This is a genomic window from Streptomyces glaucus, from assembly GCF_039533365.1.
GTDB classification, from domain to species: domain Bacteria; phylum Actinomycetota; class Actinomycetes; order Streptomycetales; family Streptomycetaceae; genus Streptomyces; species Streptomyces glaucus.
This window is the reverse complement of record NZ_BAAATK010000016.1, coordinates 1-16,099: the sequence shown is the minus strand read 5'-3', so window position 1 is coordinate 16,099 and position 16,099 is coordinate 1. Positions and strand designations below refer to the sequence as shown.

General features: G+C 75.6%; 13 protein-coding genes and 3 pseudogenes. 10 read left to right on the top strand and 6 right to left on the bottom strand.

Annotation, left to right across the window (positions count from 1 at the left end; all coding sequences use genetic code 11):
* Window positions 1-295: 295 nt before the first annotated feature.
* The 3 genes and pseudogenes from ABD363_RS32640 to ABD363_RS14340 all read left to right on the top strand — a co-directional run.
* Window positions 296-877 (top strand): annotated as a pseudogene (locus ABD363_RS32640) (DUF742 domain-containing protein); the annotation flags it as partial.
* A gap of 43 nt (window positions 878-920) precedes the next feature.
* Window positions 921-1,369, top strand: a pseudogene (locus ABD363_RS14345) (GTP-binding protein).
* A 41-nt stretch (window positions 1,370-1,410) separates the two neighbouring features.
* Complete coding sequence (locus tag ABD363_RS14340) at window positions 1,411-2,904, top strand: cytochrome P450 (RefSeq protein ID WP_344603481.1); 1,494 nt, start codon at window positions 1,411-1,413, stop codon at window positions 2,902-2,904.
* On the opposite strand, the gene ABD363_RS14335 is transcribed toward ABD363_RS14340, so the two are convergent.
* Window positions 2,898-3,854, bottom strand: coding sequence for an RluA family pseudouridine synthase (locus tag ABD363_RS14335; protein ID WP_344603273.1), 957 nt, complete (start codon window positions 3,852-3,854; stop codon window positions 2,898-2,900). The two genes, ABD363_RS14340 and ABD363_RS14335, sit on opposite strands and share 7 nt — an antisense overlap.
* A gap of 80 nt (window positions 3,855-3,934) precedes the next feature.
* On the opposite strand from ABD363_RS14335, the pseudogene ABD363_RS14330 reads away from it, so the two are divergent.
* A pseudogene (locus ABD363_RS14330) lies at window positions 3,935-4,114 on the top strand (GNAT family N-acetyltransferase); the annotation flags it as partial.
* Window positions 4,115-4,131: 17 nt separating this feature from the next.
* Here ABD363_RS14330 and ABD363_RS14325 read toward each other — a convergent pair.
* A complete protein-coding gene (locus ABD363_RS14325; protein ID WP_344603271.1) occupies window positions 4,132-4,980 on the bottom strand; it encodes a siderophore-interacting protein in 849 nt (282 codons plus the stop codon).
* Between the two features lie 103 nt (window positions 4,981-5,083).
* Window positions 5,084-6,013 carry a 5'-3' exonuclease gene (locus tag ABD363_RS14320; protein ID WP_344603479.1) on the bottom strand — a complete coding sequence of 310 codons (930 nt, stop codon included), beginning with the start codon at window positions 6,011-6,013 and terminating at the stop codon, window positions 5,084-5,086.
* Window positions 6,014-6,509: 496 nt separating this feature from the next.
* On the opposite strand from ABD363_RS14320, the gene ABD363_RS14315 reads away from it, so the two are divergent.
* The 3 genes from ABD363_RS14315 to ABD363_RS14305 all read left to right on the top strand — a co-directional run bounded on the left by ABD363_RS14315 (window position 6,510) and on the right by ABD363_RS14305 (window position 8,882).
* Window positions 6,510-7,079, top strand: a complete 570-nt coding sequence (locus ABD363_RS14315) for a helix-turn-helix domain-containing protein (protein ID WP_344603269.1) — start codon at window positions 6,510-6,512, stop codon at window positions 7,077-7,079.
* A complete protein-coding gene (locus tag ABD363_RS14310; protein WP_344603267.1) occupies window positions 7,076-7,813 on the top strand; it encodes a helical backbone metal receptor in 738 nt (245 codons plus the stop codon). The genes ABD363_RS14315 and ABD363_RS14310 overlap by 4 nt, the downstream gene beginning before the upstream one ends.
* A 133-nt stretch (window positions 7,814-7,946) precedes the next feature.
* Window positions 7,947-8,882, top strand: a complete 936-nt coding sequence (locus ABD363_RS14305) for a LysR family transcriptional regulator (RefSeq protein ID WP_344603265.1) — start codon at window positions 7,947-7,949, stop codon at window positions 8,880-8,882.
* Between the two features lie 60 nt (window positions 8,883-8,942).
* On the opposite strand, the gene ABD363_RS14300 is transcribed toward ABD363_RS14305, so the two are convergent.
* Entirely contained in the window at window positions 8,943-9,647 is a 705-nt protein-coding gene (locus tag ABD363_RS14300; RefSeq protein ID WP_344603263.1) for a gamma-glutamyl-gamma-aminobutyrate hydrolase family protein, read from the bottom strand.
* A 250-nt stretch (window positions 9,648-9,897) separates the two neighbouring features.
* On the bottom strand, window positions 9,898-10,635 hold the full coding sequence (locus ABD363_RS14295; RefSeq protein ID WP_344603261.1) for a FadR/GntR family transcriptional regulator: 738 nt from the start codon (window positions 10,633-10,635) through the stop codon (window positions 9,898-9,900).
* Window positions 10,636-10,785: 150 nt separating this feature from the next.
* On the opposite strand from ABD363_RS14295, the gene ABD363_RS14290 reads away from it, so the two are divergent.
* From ABD363_RS14290 to ABD363_RS14280, 3 genes are read left to right on the top strand one after another with little or no spacing between them, the layout of a single operon-like run.
* Window positions 10,786-12,150 carry a glutamine synthetase family protein gene (locus ABD363_RS14290; RefSeq protein ID WP_344603259.1) on the top strand — a complete coding sequence of 455 codons (1,365 nt, stop codon included), beginning with the start codon at window positions 10,786-10,788 and terminating at the stop codon, window positions 12,148-12,150.
* A gap of 8 nt (window positions 12,151-12,158) precedes the next feature.
* Window positions 12,159-13,604, top strand: coding sequence for an aldehyde dehydrogenase family protein (locus tag ABD363_RS14285; RefSeq protein WP_425577986.1), 1,446 nt, complete (start codon window positions 12,159-12,161; stop codon window positions 13,602-13,604).
* Window positions 13,601-14,392, top strand: coding sequence for a 3-oxoacyl-ACP reductase (locus tag ABD363_RS14280; RefSeq protein WP_344603257.1), 792 nt, complete (start codon window positions 13,601-13,603; stop codon window positions 14,390-14,392). The genes ABD363_RS14285 and ABD363_RS14280 overlap by 4 nt, the downstream gene beginning before the upstream one ends.
* A 206-nt stretch (window positions 14,393-14,598) precedes the next feature.
* Here ABD363_RS14280 and ABD363_RS14275 read toward each other — a convergent pair whose 3' ends face one another.
* Window positions 14,599-15,801 carry an amino acid deaminase/aldolase gene (locus ABD363_RS14275; protein ID WP_344603255.1) on the bottom strand — a complete coding sequence of 401 codons (1,203 nt, stop codon included), beginning with the start codon at window positions 15,799-15,801 and terminating at the stop codon, window positions 14,599-14,601.
* Between the last annotated feature and the right edge of the window lie 298 nt (window positions 15,802-16,099).

Genomic DNA, 16,099 nt, shown 5'->3' with positions numbered 1-16,099 from the left:
GCCCGGGCGTCGGCCCCGGGCCGGCCGCTCCGGACCGCCCCGGCCCAGAGGTCGCGCGGGCCGCCGCGTCACACGTCCGACCTCTCCTCACCCGCTACGGTGAGCGACTTTCGCGCGCGCATTCGCGGTGACCCGCCGTGTTCGAGCGAATCCGCACCGTGCAAATGGATTCGAGCGTACTCCTCTTCCGAGTCCCGTTTCAGGCGCTCGCCGGATACGGCACGACGTTGATCCGGTCGGACTAAGCTCGCCCGGGCACGCCGGGTCAGAGGCGAATCGGCGCGCCTGTTCCCCGATGTGTCGAACATCCCGACAGATCCATGACATACCCCCGGCAGACTCCCCCGCTCCTCAGCCGACTCGTCCTCAGAGGGCCTCCATGGTGAGTGTTGATCCCCTGCCCGGCCGACGTGAACTCCCTTACGCGCGGCTGCTGTTGCTCCCGTTCAAAGCGATGGCCGCGGTGACCGGCGCCGCCGTCGCCGCGGTGACGCAGCCGGCCCGGCTCGCCGTCGGATCGTGCGGCGCCGTGGCCCCGCTCCTGGTGGTCCCCACGGCCGCCGAGGCGGTGCGCCGCGGCCGGACGCTGCGGAACCTGCGAGCCGAGCACGCCCGTCACACCGCGTGCCTGGAGCGGCGGATCGCCGGCGAGGGAGAGGACGGGCGCGCCCCCGTCGACCCGGTGACGTTGGCCGTGGCGCGCGCCGAACCGACGCCGTCCGCCACGCCGGAACAGGCGGCCCTGCTCCGGCTGTGCTCCGCCCCGCTGTCCGCCGCCGAACCGCCGGCCCGCCTGAACCTGCCGTTCAGCGTGGTGGCCGTGCCGCTCGCCGACCTGCTGACGGCGGGACCGGTGCAGGCGCGCGCCCCGATCGTCCGCCGGGCGGTCCCCGGCCGTTCCCTCCTCGAAGCGGTGATGCGTGGACTTCGACAGCTCCGACACCCTCCCCGGACCACGGACGCAGGACCGGTTGCCGCGCACGGCCGAGGCCGCCGTGAGGATCGTGATGGTGGGCGGTTTCGGCGTCGGCAGGACCACCATGGCCGGCTCGGTCAGCGAGATCAGACCGCTGACCACCGAGGGGACCGTGACCCGGGCCGGGGTGGGCGTGGACGACGACTTCGGCTCCAGGACCGAGACGGCCACCACCGTCGCCATGGACTTCGGCCGCATCGGCATCACCGAACGGCTGGTGCTCCACCTCTTCGGCACCCCGGCCAGGAGCTGCGCGCCGCGCTCGACCTGCCCGAGGACGTCCCCATCGTGGAGTGCGACGCGCGCCGCAGGGCCTCCGGCCGCGACGTCCTGATGACCCTGATGCGCTTCCTGCCCTCCCTCGCCGTGTCGGGCGCGCGCCTGCCCTCGTGACACCCCCGACGACACCGGACCCGTTTTCGAAAGCGACCACCGTGACGCCTGAACACCACGTGCCGACCGGCACGGACGACGCCCTGCTCGCCCCGCCCCCCGGCTGCCCCGCCCACGGCCTCGGCCCGGGCGGACTGCACCGGCTGCACGAGACGGAGGACCTGCCGCAGCTGTACGAGGAACTCCGGGCCGAGCACGGGCCCGTGGCGCCCGCCCTGATCCACGACGACGTGCCGCTGTGGGTGGTCCTCGGCCTGGCCGAGAACCTGCAGATGGTCAGCACGCCCGCGCGGTTCTGCCGGGACAGCCGCATCTGGACGCCGCTCAGACAGGGCCGGATCAGGCCCGGCCACCCGTACCTGCCGCACATCGCCTGGCAGCCCATCTGCGCGCACGCCGAGGGCGACGAGCACAAGCGGCTGCGCGGCGCGGTCACCGGCGCCATCTCCACGATCGATCACCGCACCCTGCGCCGTCACATCAACCGCCACACGCAGCGCCTCGTCAACCGGTTCTGCGAGGGAGGCCGCGCCGACCTCGTCGGCCAGTTCGCCGAGCACCTGCCGATGGCCGTGATGTGCGAACTGCTCGGCATGCCCGACGAGTACGGCGACCGCCTCGTCGAGGCCGCCCGCGACATGCTCGAGGGCACCTCGACCGCGATCGCCGGCAACGCGTACATCATGGACGCCCTGGCCCGGCTCACCGCCCGCCGGCGCGCCCGGCCCGACGAGGACCTCACCAGCTACCTCCTGAACCACCCGGCGCGCCTGACCGACGACGAGGTCCGCGAGCACCTGCGGGTCATCCTGATCGCCGCCTACGAGACCACCGCCAACCTCGTCGCCAACGTGCTCCGCATGGTGCTCACCGACCCGGGCATCCGCGCCCGGCTCAGCGGCGGCCAGACGACCGTGCCGCAGGCCGTCGAGCAGTCCCTGTGGGACGAGCCGCCGTTCAGCACGGTCTTCGCCTACTTCGCCAAGCAGGACACGGAGCTGGGCGGCAAGCTGATCCGCAAGGGCGACGGGCTGCTGTTCGGCATCGCGCCGGGCAACGTCGACCCGCGGGTGCGTCCCGACCTGTCCGCCGACATGATGGGCAACCGCTCCCACCTCGCCTTCGGCGGCGGCCCGCACGAGTGCCCCGGCCAGGACATCGGCCGCGCCATCGCCGGCACCGGCGTGGACGCGCTGCTGATGCGGCTGCCGGACATCCGGCTCGACTGCGCGGAGGACGAGCTGCGCCGGCGGTCGTCGATCGTGTCGCGGCACCTGGTGGAGCTGCCGGTGTGGTTCGAGCCCAGGCCGCAGCGGGACATCAGGGAACGGCCGCCGCACGCCACGATCCCGCCGCGCCCCGCCCGGTACGCCGACTTCGAGAAACCGGCGTCCGAGCCCGCCGCCGCCCGGCCGCGGCCCGAGCCGGTGATCCCGTCGTGGCCGCGGCCCGACCCGGCCGCCCCGCCCCAGCCGGAACCGGCCCGCCCGCAGGGGGCCCGGCAGCGCCTCGTGCGCTGGTGGCGCGGCTACTGACCGGCGGCCCAGTCCTGGGGCGACGCCCAGGCCGCGAGCACCCGGCCGCTGCGGAACCGGCGGTCCGCCCCCGTGACCGGGTCGGTGAACTCCAGGCTCCGTGCCAGCAGCTGGAGCGGCCGCCGGAAGTCGCCGGCCGGCCCGGGACCGGTCACCTCGGGGTAGAGCGGATCGCCGAGGATCGGCACACCGAGCGCGGCCATGTGCACGCGCAGCTGGTGCGTCTGCCCGGTGCCGGGCACCAGCCGGTACCGGGCGAGCCCGTCGGCCGCCCGGTGCTCGATCAGCTCGATCCGGCTGACCGCGTTCGGCTCGCCCGGCACCTCCCGCGCGGTCAGCACCCCGCGCTCCTTCACGATCCGGCTGCGCACGGTCCGGGGCAGGACGAGCGAGGGGTCGTACGGGGCGATCGCCTCGTACTCCTTGCGCACCCGGCGGTCGCGGAACAGCGTCTGGTACGCGCCGCGCTCCTCGGGCCGCACGGTGAACAGCACCAGCCCGGCGGTGAGCCGGTCGAGGCGGTGCGCGGCGGTGAGCGCCGGGACGCCCAGCTCCCGGCGCAGCCGCGCGAGCGCGGTCTCGGCGACATGGGCGCCGCGCGGAGTGGTGGCCAGGAAGTGCGGCTTGTCGGCGACGACGAGATGCTCGTCCCGGTGCACGACCTCCAGCGGGAACGGCACCGGCACCTCGGCGGGCAGCTCCCGGTGGAACCAGACGAACATCCCCGGCCGGTACGGCGCGTCCGGCGCCACCGACCGCCCGTCCGCGCCGACGACCAGCCCCGCGTCGAACATGCCGTCGACGACGCCGGCGCCCGCGCCGGTCAGCCGCTCCACCAGGTGCTCCCGCACCGTGGCCCACGTCCCGCCGGCCGGCAGCCGCACCCGCACCGGGTCCACCCCGTGGCGCTGGGGCAGGGGGGCGGGCGGGGCAGGGGCACGGCGTCTCATCGCGAGCAAGGGTACGAGGAGGCGTACGCCGCCGGAAAACCGCCGGGCCCGCCGCCGCGGCCGTCGGCAGGATGCGGACCATGCCCTGCCTCACCGGCCCGGTCCTGCCCGTCGGCACCCTCGCCCGCACGCCGCAGCCCGCCCTCCGCACCGGCGACGGACTCCTCCTGCGCCCCTGGACGGCCCGGGACGCGCCCGCGGTCCACGAGATCTTCCAGGATCCCGTCCTGCGCCGGTGGCACATCCGGGCCGCCGCCTCGCCGTCCGGGCGCAGGTGTCACGCGGCGGACGCCCCCGGCTGCTCCTGCTCCGCCTCGATGCGCGCGTTCCACTCCCGCTTGGAGGCCTGCCAGCCGTCCTCGTTGTGACCGAGGCGCCAGTAGCCGGAGATCGACAGGTCCTCGCGCGGAATTCCGCGCTCGACCCGCAGCAGACGGCGCAGCTCCTTCACGCAGTGGGCCTCGCCGTGCACGAACGCGTGCACCCGGCCCCGCGGGAAGTCCAGGCCGCGCACGGCCTCGATCAGCGCCTCGCCGACCGGCCGGCCGCCGCGGTGCAGCCAGACCACGTCCACATCGGAGTCGATCTTCTGCTCGTCCTCGGGCCCGGCGACCTCCACGAAGGCGTGGGCGCGGACGCCGGCGGGCAGCGACTCCAGGGAGCGGGCGATCGCGGGCAGCGCGCTCTCGTCACCGGCGAGCAGATGCCAGTCGGCGTCCGGATCGGGGGCGTAGGCGCCGCCGGGTCCCATGAACCACACGGTCTCGCCCGGCCGAGCGCGCAGCGCCCAGGGGCCGGCCAGGCCCTCGTCGCCGTGGATGACGAAGTCCAGCGTCAGCTCGCGGTGCTCCGGGTCCCAGGCGCGCACGGTGTACGTCCGGGTCACCGGCCACTGCTCACGGGGGGACTCCGCGCGGATCCGCTCCAGGTCGAACGGCTCGGGGTGGGCCGTGCCCGCGGCCGGGAACAGCAGCTTCACATAGTGGTCGGTACAGGTGTCGGCCGAGAATCCGGCCAGGCCCTCGCCGCCGAGCACCACGCGCTGCATGTGCGGGGTCAGCCGTTCGGTGCGGACGACCTGCGCGGAGCGGGGCTTCTGCGGCTTCCGTGCCGGACGCTCTGCCATGACGGCCTCCCATGATCCGTAGCTTAGGCTTACCTAAGTTAGCACCTTCTCCCGGTGGAGGCCCCTTCTGCCGCAGCTCCGCGACCGCGTGTCGCCGGGGACGTCACGCGCCGAGCGTCGCCAGCAGCCGCTGCAGCGACCCGCCCAGCCCCCAGCGGGACGCCAGTGCCTCCAGCGCGACCGGGTCGCGCGGAGCACGCGGCAGCGTCGTGTCGACGTCCGGCAGCGGGACGTCGTCCGCGACCCGCACCACCTTCGGGGCGACCGCGAGGTACGGCCGGGCCTCGTCCAGGCGCCGGCGCTGCGACGGCGTGAGCTTCGCGCCCGGGTCGTCGACCGCGGCCAGGATGCCGGCCAGGTCGCCGAACTCGGCGAGCAGCCTGGCCGCGGTCTTCTCGCCGATGCCGGGCACGCCCGGCAGACCGTCGCTCGGATCGCCGCGCAGCAGCGCCAGATCCGCGTACCCGCTGCCGCTCACCCCATACTTCTCCCGCACCACGGACTCGTCGGTGAGCTGGAGCGTGCCGACGCCTTTGAGGGGGTACAGCACGCGCACCTCCCGCGCGTCGTCGATCAGCTGGTAGAGGTCGCGGTCGCCGGTGACGATGTCGACCGGGCCCTTGGCGCGCGCGGTGAACGTGCCGATCACGTCGTCCGCCTCGTACCCCGCGACGCCCACGCGCGCGATGCCGAGCGCGTCGAGGACCGCCTCGACGACCGGCACCTGGGGGGAGAGCGTGCCGGGCACCGCCTCCTCGTCCGGTCCCGCCTCGCGCTCCTCGGCGACGCGGTGCGCCTTGTAGGAGGGGATCAGCTCCACCCGCCACCGCGGGCGCCAGTCGGCGTCCATGCACGCCACCAGGTGCTCCGGCCGGTGGTCCCTGACCAGGCGGTCGACGAAGTCCAGCAGCCCGCGCACGGCGTTCACCGGCGTGCCGTCCGGGGCCCGCACGGTCTCCGGGACGCCGAAGTAGGCGCGGAAGTAGAGCGAGGCGGTGTCGAGGAGCATCAGTCGTCCGGTCACGCCCCGCATCATGCCGTACGGCACCGACAGGCGTCCGGCCGCGCGGCGCGTCGCGCTCCGCGCACCCTCGCGCCCGGGCCGCCGGCGTGTCCGGCCCGGGCGGGCCGCGACGCGGCCCGCCCCCGCTTCCGCCCCGGCCGCCCCCGGCGCCTGCCCGGTGTACGAAAAGGATCCGGACAACCACGCGGGGCGACTTCCGGGGCGCGGGAGACGCGAGGGAACACCGGGCAGCGCCCGCGCATTGAACCCAGGGACGGAAACCGACGCCGCGACCGGCGGCCGCGGTCGTGCCGGGCCGCCGCCGGCCGGCCCGGTCCGGGTCTCCGGGAGATGATCCACTGGCGCGAACCGCGGGGTCGCGGCCGGCCCGACGTGACGGCGACGTGACGGGCGCGTGAATCGGTTTGCCGAACATGCGTAGGGTGCAGACAACTCAGAAGAGCAGATCCGTCCGGGGACGGGCGCACAGGCCGCGGAGAGACAGGCGAAGGAGGGAGCCGGAGCGATGGGCGACCACAAAGAACAGCCCCTTCGGGTGGGCGCGGCCGTGCGGCGGCGGCGCCGGGCGCTGGACCTCACCCTCGCCGTCGTGGCCGAGCGCAGCGGCCTGTCGGTGCCCTTCCTGAGCCAGATCGAGAACGAGCGGGCGCGGCCCAGCAGGAGCTCCCTGGAGAAGGTGGCCGACGCGCTGCGCACCACCGCCGTGGAGCTCCTCGCGGCGGCCGACCCGGCGTGCAGCGTGGACGTGGTCCGGGCCGAGGGGCCCGAGCCGGTGCTCGCCCCCCAGGTGCGCTCCCTGGTGCGCGGCCACCACCAGATGCACGCCTCGGAGTTCACCGGGGACCACGACGCGGGCCGCGAGTTCCAGTACCGCAACGACCAGTTGATGTACGTCGCGGACGGCGTGGTGGAGATCGAGGCCGAGGGCCGCGCCTACCGCCTGGGCCGCGGCGACACGCTGTACCTCACCGGCGGGGTGCGGCACCGCTGGCGGGCCACCGAGTCGGACACCCGCGTGATCGTCGTCGCCGTGGCGGAGCACATCGAGGCGGTCCGCGACCGGCCGCACCCGTGAGGGTCGTCTCCCTGGTTCCGTCCCTGACGGAGGCCGTGGCCCGGACCCTTCCCGGCGTCCTGGCCGGCGCCACGGACTGGTGCACCCAGCCGCCCGGCCTGGACGTCGCGCGGATCGGCGGCACGAAGAACCCGGACGTGGACCGGATCGTCGCCCTCGCCCCCGATCTGGTGATCGCCAACGAGGAGGAGAACCGCGCTCCCGACCTCGCGGCCCTGCGCGCGGCCGGCGCCGAGGTGCTGGTGACCGAGGTGCGGGACGTACCGCAGTCCTTCCGGGAACTCGCCCGGGTGCTGGCGGCCTGCGGCGCCCGGAGCCGGCCGCGGTGGCTGGACGAGGCGGAGGAGGCCTGGTCGGCGCCGCCGGCGCCCGGACGCCGTACGACGGCGGTCGTGCCGGTCTGGCGCCGGCCGTGGACGGTGCTGGGCCGGGCCACCTTCGCGGGCGATGTGCTGGCCCGGCTGGGGGTCGACCACCTGTACGCCGCGCACGCCGAGCGCTACCCGCGCGTTCCGGTCGAGGAGCTGCGCGCGGCCGGCCCGGACCTGGTGGTGCTCCCGGACGAGCCGTACCGCTTCACCGCCGACGACGGCCCCGAGGCCTTCCCCGGACTGCCCTGCGCCCTGGTCAGCGGCCGGCACCTCACCTGGTACGGCCCGTCGCTGGCCGAGGCGCCGCGGGTGCTGGGCGCGGCCCTCGCCGCAGCGCGCCGCCGGCCGGGCCGCTCGCGGTGAGCGCGGCCGCGGTGGCCCGGCCGGCGCGGGGCGGCGGCGGTGCGGGGCCGGGCCGTGGTGACCACGGCTCCGCCGTCGCCCCGCGGACGCCCACGACCAGGGAGAACACCCCACCAAGACATAAGCTGGAGTTATGAGCAACAAGGAAGGGCGGGCGGACCCCCGTCCGGCGCCCGCCGGTTCGCTGGCGCACCGGGTGCCCGATCTCGGCGCGCTGGAGCTGCTGCTGGCGGTGGCACGGCTCGGCAGCCTCGGCGGGGCGGCGCGGGAGGTGGGCATCACCCAGCCGGCGGCCAGCAGCCGGATCCGCTCCATGGAACGCCGGTTGGGGGTCGCGCTGGTGGACCGGTCGCCGCGCGGCTCCCGGCTCACCGACGCCGGCGCGCTGGTCACCGACTGGGCGCGGCGGATCGTCGAGGCGGCGGAGGCCTTCGACGCGGGGGCGCAGGCGCTGCGGGACCGCAGGGACTCGCGGCTGCGGGTGGCGGCGAGCATGACGATCGCCGAGTACCTGCTGCCGGGCTGGCTGCTCGCGCTGCGCGCCGAGCGGCCCGACACGGCGGTGTCGCTGCTCGCCGGGAACTCGGCGGCGGTGGCGGAGCGCCTGCTCGCCGACGAGGCGGATCTGGGCTTCGTGGAAGGACTCAGCGTGCCGGCCGGGCTGGACTCGGCGGTCGTCGCGCACGACCGGCTGATCGTCGTGACGGCACCCGCGCACCCGTGGGCGCGGCGTCGGCGTCCCCTGGCGGCCGGGGAACTGGCGGCGACCCCGCTGATCCTGCGGGAGGAGGGCTCGGGCACCCGGCAGGTGCTGGAGGCGGCGCTGGGCGGGGTGGCCCGGCCGCTGATCGAGCTCTCCTCGACCACCGCGGTGAAGGCGGCGGCGGTGAGCGGCGCGGGCCCGGCGGTCCTCAGCGAACTCGCCGTGGGCGAGGAACTGGCGATGCGGCGTCTGGTGCGGGTGCCCGTGCACGACGTGTCGCTGGCGCGGGACCTGCGGGCGGTGTGGCCGACGGGGCACCGGCCCGCGGGGCCGGCACGGGATCTGTTGTCGCTGACGCGGGGGTAGGACGGGACGGCCCGGGGCACGACGGGACGGTCCGGCACCGCTCCCGTCCCGCCGCCCCGTTCACCGCGCGGCCCGTTGCCTCGCGGCCGCCTCCACCAGCGCCCGCATCACCCGCAGGTCCTCGCCCATCTCCGGGTGCCACTGCACCCCCAGCGCCCAGCCGTCGCCGGGCGGCAGCTCGACGGCCTCCACCGTGCCGTCCGCCGCGTGGGCCGAGACGGCCAGGCCGGCGCCGAGGCGGTCCACCGCCTGGTGGTGGAAGGCCGGCACGGACGTCTCCTCCGGGACCGCGGCGGCGTACACCGTGCCCGGCACGGGCTCGACCGGGTGGCGGCCGAACACGCCGGGTGCCCCGGCGTGGCCGTCGACGTGCTGGACCAGGGTGCCGCCGAGGGCGACGTTCAGCAGCTGCATGCCCCGGCAGATGCCCAGCAGCGGCAGGCGTACGGCCAGCGCCGCCTCGATCAGGGCGAGTTCCCAGGCGTCCCGGGCCCGCGCGGGCGGCCCGGTGCGCGGATCGCGCTCGGCGCCGTAGCGGGCCGGCTCGACGTCCGGGCCGCCCGCGATCACCAGGCCGTCCAGGCGGGCCACGGTCGCCGCCGCGTGCTCCGGCGCGTCCGGCGGCAGCATCGCGGCCAGTCCGCCCGCCCGCTGCACCAGCCGCGGATACCCGGCCGGCAGCAGCGCCGCCTCCAGCTCCCACAGCCCCCAGCGCGCCCCGGCCTCCAGATACGTGCTGACGCCGATCAGCGGCCTGTCCGTCATCCGGCCTCTCCCGCTCCGCCCGTCGGGCCCGCCTCCCGCACCGCGTCCGTCACCCGGCCTCCCGCACTGCGCCCGTCGATCCCGCCTTCCGCGCCCCGCCCGTCGTCCGGCCCCCGTGTGCGCCCCGCCCGTCTCCCGGTCCCCGTGCGTGCCCCGCCCGGCGGCCGGCTCTCCCGGCGAGGGGCCAGGCCCGTGCTCCCAATGGACTCGACACATACCTTTGCGAAGGCCGCTCCGCACGGCGGGACGCTCACGCGAGGAATCCCCGCAGCAGCGCCGCCGTCCCCGCGCAGTGCTCCCGCATCGTCTCCCGGGCCCTGTCGGCGTCCCCGTCGAGGACCGCCCCGACCAGCGCGGTGTGCTGCCGCTGCGAGTGCTCCAGGTTGCGCACCAGCAGCGGAATGCAGTCGAGGAGGTCGTTGACCGTCGCCCGCACCGCCGCGTACTGCGCGGCCAGCGTCGGCGACCCGCACAGTTCGGCGAGGGTGAGGTGGAGCAGCGTGTCCGCGCGGCGGTAGTCGGCGAGCGGCGCGTCGCGCGTCCGGTCCAGCGCCTCCCGCAGCCGTCCCGCCCGCTCCCCGGTCAGCCCGTGCGCCGCGCACAGCCCGGCCGCGCCCACCTCCAGCACCTCCCGGAAGCGCAGCACGTCCTCGATGTCGACGCCGGCGACCCGGCGCCGCAGCGCGTCCCCGCCGCCCGGGTCCGGCGTGCGGGGCAGCACGAACGTGCCGCCGTACCGCCCGCGCCGCGACTCGACCAGGCCCTGCTCCTGCAGCACCTTCAGCACCTCGCGCAGCGTCATCCGGCTGATCCCCAGCCGCTCCGCCAGCTCCCGCTCCGCGGGCAGCCGCCCGCCCTCCGGCACCAGGCCCAGCCGTACCACCTGCAGGATCTGCTCCAGCGCCTCCTCGAAGCCGTTGCCCGCGCGCACCGGCCGCAGCACCGGCGCGAGGCGGTCCGCCGCCGTGCCGCCGGCTTCCTCCGACATGAGGCCGCGCCCCCTTCCCAAGCAATGGTCCGCAGCCATACCTTATGGCTCTCGGCGCGGCCGGAGAAGTGCGAAGCCGTGCGACGCCGCGAGCGCCCGGCGGCGCCCACCGCGCGCGACGTCGCGAAGCAGCCCCAAGGAGGCCCTCCCGTGGCAGACCGCACGCCCCCGCTCGGCGTCGAGGAGCTGCACGCCCTCGTCGCGGGCGGCGAGATCGACACCGTCGTCCTGGCCTTCCCCGACATGCAGGGGCGGCTCCAGGGCAAGCGGTTCGCCGCCCGGTTCTTCCTCGACGAGGTCCTCCGCCACGGCACCGAGGGCTGCTCCTACCTCCTCGCCGTCGACGCCGAGATGAACACCGTCGACGGGTACGCGATGTCCTCCTGGGACCGCGGCTACGGCGACTTCGCCATGCGCCCGGACCCGGCCACCCTGCGCCGCGTGCCCTGGAACGCGGGCACCGCCCTGGTCGTCGCCGACCTCGCCTGGAGCGACGGCTCCCCGGTGGCCGCCGCGCCCCGCCAGATCCTGCGCCGCCAGCTGGAGCGCCTCGCCGGGCACGGCTACACCGCCCGGGTCGGCACCGAGCTGGAGTTCATCGTCTTCAAGGACACCTACGAGCAGGCCTGGGAGGCGAACTACCGGGGGCTCACGCCCGCCAACCAGTACAACGTCGACTACTCGGTCCTCGGCACCGGCCGCGTCGAGCCCCTGCTGCGCCGCATCCGCAACGAGATGGCGGGCGCCGGGATGACCGTGGAGTCCGCCAAGGGCGAGTGCAGCCCCGGCCAGCACGAGATCGTCTTCCGCTACGACGAGGCCCTGGTCACCTGCGACCAGCACGCGATCTACAAGACCGGCGCCAAGGAGATCGCCGCCCAGGAGGGCGTGTCGCTCACCTTCATGGCCAAGTACGACGAGCGCGAGGGCAACTCCTGCCACATCCACCTCTCGCTCGCGGACGCCTCCGGCGCCAGCGCCATGCCGGGGGCCGCGGCGGACGGCATGTCGCAGGTCATGCGGCACTTCCTCGCCGGACAGCTGGCGGCCCTGCGGGACTTCTGCCTCCTGTACGCCCCCCACGTCAACTCCTACAAGCGGTTCCGGCCCGGCTCCTTCGCCCCGACCGCCGTCGCCTGGGGCCGCGACAACCGCACCTGCGCCCTGCGCGTGGTCGGCCACGGCCGCTCGCTGCGCTTCGAGAACCGGCTCCCCGGCGGCGACGTCAACCCGCACCTCGCGGTCGCGGGCATGGTGGCGGCCGGCCTGTACGGCGTCGAGCAGCGGCTGGAACTGCCCGAGCCCTGCCCGGGCAACGCCTACACCGCCGGCTTCGCGCACGTCCCGGCCACCCTGCGGGAGGCCGCCGAGCTCTGGGAGAACAGCCCGATCGCCCAGGCGGCGTTCGGCGAGGAGGTCGTCGCGCACTACCGCAACATGGCGCGCGTCGAGCTGGACGCCTTCGACGCCGCCGTCACCGACTGGGAGCTGCGCCGCTCCTTCGAACGCATGTGAGGCCCCTCTTGTCCCACGAGCCCCCCGAGCACCCGACGCCTCAGGACCCCCAAGGCCGTCGAGGACCCCGGAACCCTCGAGAACATCAGGAACTGCGGGTACTGAACCCCGCCACCGAGGAGGTCGTCGCCACCGTCCCCGCCGCCACCGAGGCCGACGTCGACGCCGCCGTCGTACGCGCCGCCCGCGCCCAGGCGGCCTGGGCCGCCCGCGCGCCCGGTGACCGCGCCCGCCTGCTGCGCCGCTTCGCCGCGGCCGTCGACGACCACCTCGAGGAACTGGCCCGGCTGGAGGTCCGCGAGGCCGGGCACACCCTCGGCAACGCCCGCTGGGAGGCGGGCAACGTCCGCGACCTGCTCGACTACGCGGCCGGGGGAGTGGAGCGCCTGACAGGGCGTCAGATCCCGGTGGCAGGCGGCCTGGACGTCACGATCCTCGAACCGCTCGGCGTCGTGGGCGTCATCGCGCCCTGGAACTTCCCGATGCCGATCGCGGCCTGGGGCGCGGCCCCGGCGCTCGCGGCGGGCAACGCGGTGATCCTCAAGCCCGCCGAGACGACCCCGCTGACCGCGCTGCGCCTGGCCGAACTCGCCCTGGCGGCGGACCTGCCGGAGGGGTTGTTCCAGGTGCTGCCCGGCCACGGCCCCGTCGCGGGCGGCGCCCTCGTCGAGCACCCCGGCGTCGCCAAGATCGTGTTCACGGGCTCCACGGCCGTGGGCCGGCAGGTCCTGGCCAGGGGATCGGCCCGGCTCAAGCGCGTCACCCTCGAACTCGGCGGCAAGAGCCCCAACATCGTCTTCGCCGACGCCGACCTGGAGGCCGCCGCGGCCGCCGCCCCCATGTCGTTCCTCGACAACTCCGGCCAGGACTGCTGCGCCCGCACCCGCATCCTGGTCCAGCGCGACGTCCACGACCGCTTCCTCGACCTCCTCGCCCCGGCGATCGAGTCGGTCCGCGTCGGCGACCCGGCGCAGGAGAGCACCGACATGGGCCCGCTGATCTCCAGGTCCCAGCTGGACCGCGTCCGCTCCTACGTCCCGCAGGACGCCGCCGGCATCCGCGGCAAGGCCCCCGAGGGCCCCGGCTTCTGGTTCCCGCCCACCGTCCTCACCGGCGTCGACCCCCGCGCGCGCGTGGCTGTGGAGGAGGTCTTCGGCCCGGTCGCCGTCGTCCTGCCCTTCGACGACGAGGCCGACGCGGTCCGCCTCGCCAACGCCACCGACTACGGCCTGGCCGGCTCGGTGTGGACCCGGGACGTGGGCCGCGCCCTGCGCGTCTCCCGGGCGGTCCGGGCCGGCAACCTGTCCGTCAACTCCCACTCCAGCGTCCGCTACTGGACCCCGTTCGGCGGCTTCAAGCAGTCCGGCATCGGCCGCGAGCTCGGCCCGGACGCCCTCGTCGCCTTCACCGAGACCAAGAACGTCTTCATCAGCACGGAGGGCCCCGCACAGTGACCGAAGCATCCCGCGAAGCCGTCTGCCGCCGCCTGGTCGGCCGCACCGCCGTCGTCACCGGAGCCGGCAGCGGCATCGGCCTCGCCGCCGCCCGCCGGCTCGCCTCCGAAGGCGCCCACGTCGTCTGCGGCGACATCGACGCCACCCGCGGCCAGGCCGCCGCCGAGGAGACCGGCGGGCTCTTCGTGAAGGTCGACGTCACCGATCCCGAACAGGTGGAGGCCCTGTTCGGGGCGGCGTACGACACCTACGGCAGCGTCGACGTCGCCTTCAACAACGCCGGGATCTCCCCGCCCGACGACGACTCCATCCTGGAGACCGGCCTGGACGCCTGGAAACGCGTCCAGGAGGTCAACCTCACCTCCGTCTACCTGTGCTGCAAGGCCGCCCTGCCCTACATGCGCCGCCAGGGCAGGGGATCCATCATCAACACCGCGTCCTTCGTGGCCCGCATGGGCGCGGCGACCTCCCAGATCTCGTACACGGCCTCCAAGGGCGGCGTCCTCGCGATGTCCCGCGAACTGGGCGTGCAGTTCGCGCGGGAGGGCATCCGCGTCAACGCCCTGTGCCCCGGGCCGGTCGACACCCCGCTGCTGCGGGAGCTGTTCGCCAAGGACCCGGAGCGCGCCGCGCGCCGCCTGGTGCACATCCCGGCCGGCCGGTTCGCCGAGGCGGAGGAGATCGCCGCCGCCGTCGCCTTCCTCGCCAGCGACGACTCCTCCTTCGTCAACGCCACCGACTTCCTGGTGGACGGCGGGATCTCGGGGGCGTACGTCACGCCGCTGTAGGGCTCGCCCCACGGAGCCGGGACGGGCCGGCGCCCCGCCCGTCCGCCACCGGGGCGCCGGCGGCGGTCCGCGCCGTCCCCGGAGCCGGCGGGGACGGTGCGCCGCTCGCCGGCCCGGCCGGACCACCGGGGGCGTCCGCCCGGCGACGCGGACACCGGCGGCGTGGGCGGCGGCACCGGCCCGGCCGCCCGGCGGCCCCTCACCGGCTACAGGAAGGCGCGGCCCTCGCCCCGGTACGTCGGGACGGTCGCCGTCACCGCGTCCCCCTCGACCAGGTGCAGCACGTCGAACCGCTCGCACAGCTCACCGGCCTTGGCGTGCCGGAACCACACCCGGTCCCCGACGAGCAGGTCGTCGGCGACGGCCCCGAGCAGCGGCGTCTGCACCTCGCCGGCCCCCTCCCGCGGGTCGTACCGCAGCCCCGGGGGCAGATACGGCTGCGGCAGCCGGTCGGCCCCGGCGGGACCGGAGGCGGGATACCCGCCGCCGAGCACCGTCACCGCCCCGACGCCCGGCCGCCGCACGACGGGCTGGGCGAACAGGGCCGCCGGACGGCCGCCGAACGACGTGTAGTGGTCGAACAGCCGCGGCAGGTACAGCCCCGACCCGGCGGCGATCTCGGTGACGGCGTCCTCCGCGGCGGTGTGCTGCACGCTGCCCGTGCCGCCGCCGTTGACGAACTCCAGGTCCGGCACGAGGGCCCGCACGGCCCGTACGGCCTCGGCCCGCCGCCCGGCGAGCTCCCGCCGGGCGGCGGCCTGCATCAGCCGCACGGCCCGCGAGCGCAGCGGACGCCCCGCCACCGCGTCCCCGACACCGGCGACATGCCCCTCGTACGCCATGATCCCCACGACCCTGAACCCCGGCCGCCGGGCCACCGCACGGGCGAGGCCGGCGATCCCGGCGGGGGAGTGCAGCGGCGAGCGGCGGGCCCCGACGCGCACCCGCCCGCCCAGCAGCCGCAGGGACGTGTCCAGTTCCAGGCAGACCCGCACCACCTCGCGGCCCCCGCCGCGCGCGGCGTCGATCAGGTCCAGCTGGGCCGGGTCGTCGACCGTCACGGTGACGGCGGCGGCGAGCCCGGGATCGGCGGCGAGTTCGGCGTAACCGGCGCGGTCCGCGGACGGATAGGCGAGCAGCACGTCGTCGAACCCGGACCGGGCCAGCCACAGGGACTCGGCGAGGGTGAAGGACATCACGCCCGCGAAGCCGTCCCTCGCCAGGACGCGTTCCAGCAGGGCCCGGCAGCGCACGGACTTGCTCGCGACCCGGACCGGTTTCCCGTCGGCCCGGCGGACCAGGTCGCCGGCGTTGGCGTCGAAGGCGGCCAGGTCCACGATCGCCAGCGGGGCGTCGAGATGGGCGGTGGCCCGGTCGTAACGGGCCCGGTCGGCGGCTGACGCGGTCATGGACGCAGCCTGCCAGAGCGGATTACCGCAGGGTAGGGGATGTTCCGGGCCAAAGCCGCAGGGGCGTGGACCGGTTCCCCCTCCGCCGGGGGCACGCCGTAAAGTGACGCGCACGCACGACGGAACGGCACCGGCCGGTCGCCCGCGCCGGATGACGGTCCGTCCGTGCGGGTATGCCTGCCCGGGGACGGACCGGTCCGCGCCGGGCCCGGCCGTACGACGTCCAGGACGACGGCCCGCGCGCGAGGAGCGGCCCGGGCACGAGGAAACGGGGGGTGCATGAGCGCGGAAGCCCGAC

Excerpts from the sequence above, each read along its gene's own strand:
- ABD363_RS14295 (WP_344603261.1), bottom strand. The coding sequence starts at position 10,635 with ATGTCGGAGGAAGCCGGCGGCACGGCGGCGGACCGCCTCGCGCCGGTG.
- ABD363_RS14335 (WP_344603273.1), bottom strand. The coding sequence starts at position 3,854 with ATGAGACGCCGTGCCCCTGCCCCGCCCGCCCCCCTGCCCCAGCGCCAC.
- ABD363_RS14305 (WP_344603265.1), top strand. The coding sequence starts at position 7,947 with ATGAGCAACAAGGAAGGGCGGGCGGACCCCCGTCCGGCGCCCGCCGGT.
- ABD363_RS14275 (WP_344603255.1), bottom strand. The coding sequence starts at position 15,801 with ATGACCGCGTCAGCCGCCGACCGGGCCCGTTACGACCGGGCCACCGCC.
- ABD363_RS14325 (WP_344603271.1), bottom strand. The coding sequence starts at position 4,980 with ATGGCAGAGCGTCCGGCACGGAAGCCGCAGAAGCCCCGCTCCGCGCAG.
- ABD363_RS14315 (WP_344603269.1), top strand. The coding sequence starts at position 6,510 with ATGGGCGACCACAAAGAACAGCCCCTTCGGGTGGGCGCGGCCGTGCGG.
- ABD363_RS14320 (WP_344603479.1), bottom strand. The coding sequence starts at position 6,013 with ATGCGGGGCGTGACCGGACGACTGATGCTCCTCGACACCGCCTCGCTC.
- ABD363_RS14300 (WP_344603263.1), bottom strand. The coding sequence starts at position 9,647 with ATGACGGACAGGCCGCTGATCGGCGTCAGCACGTATCTGGAGGCCGGG.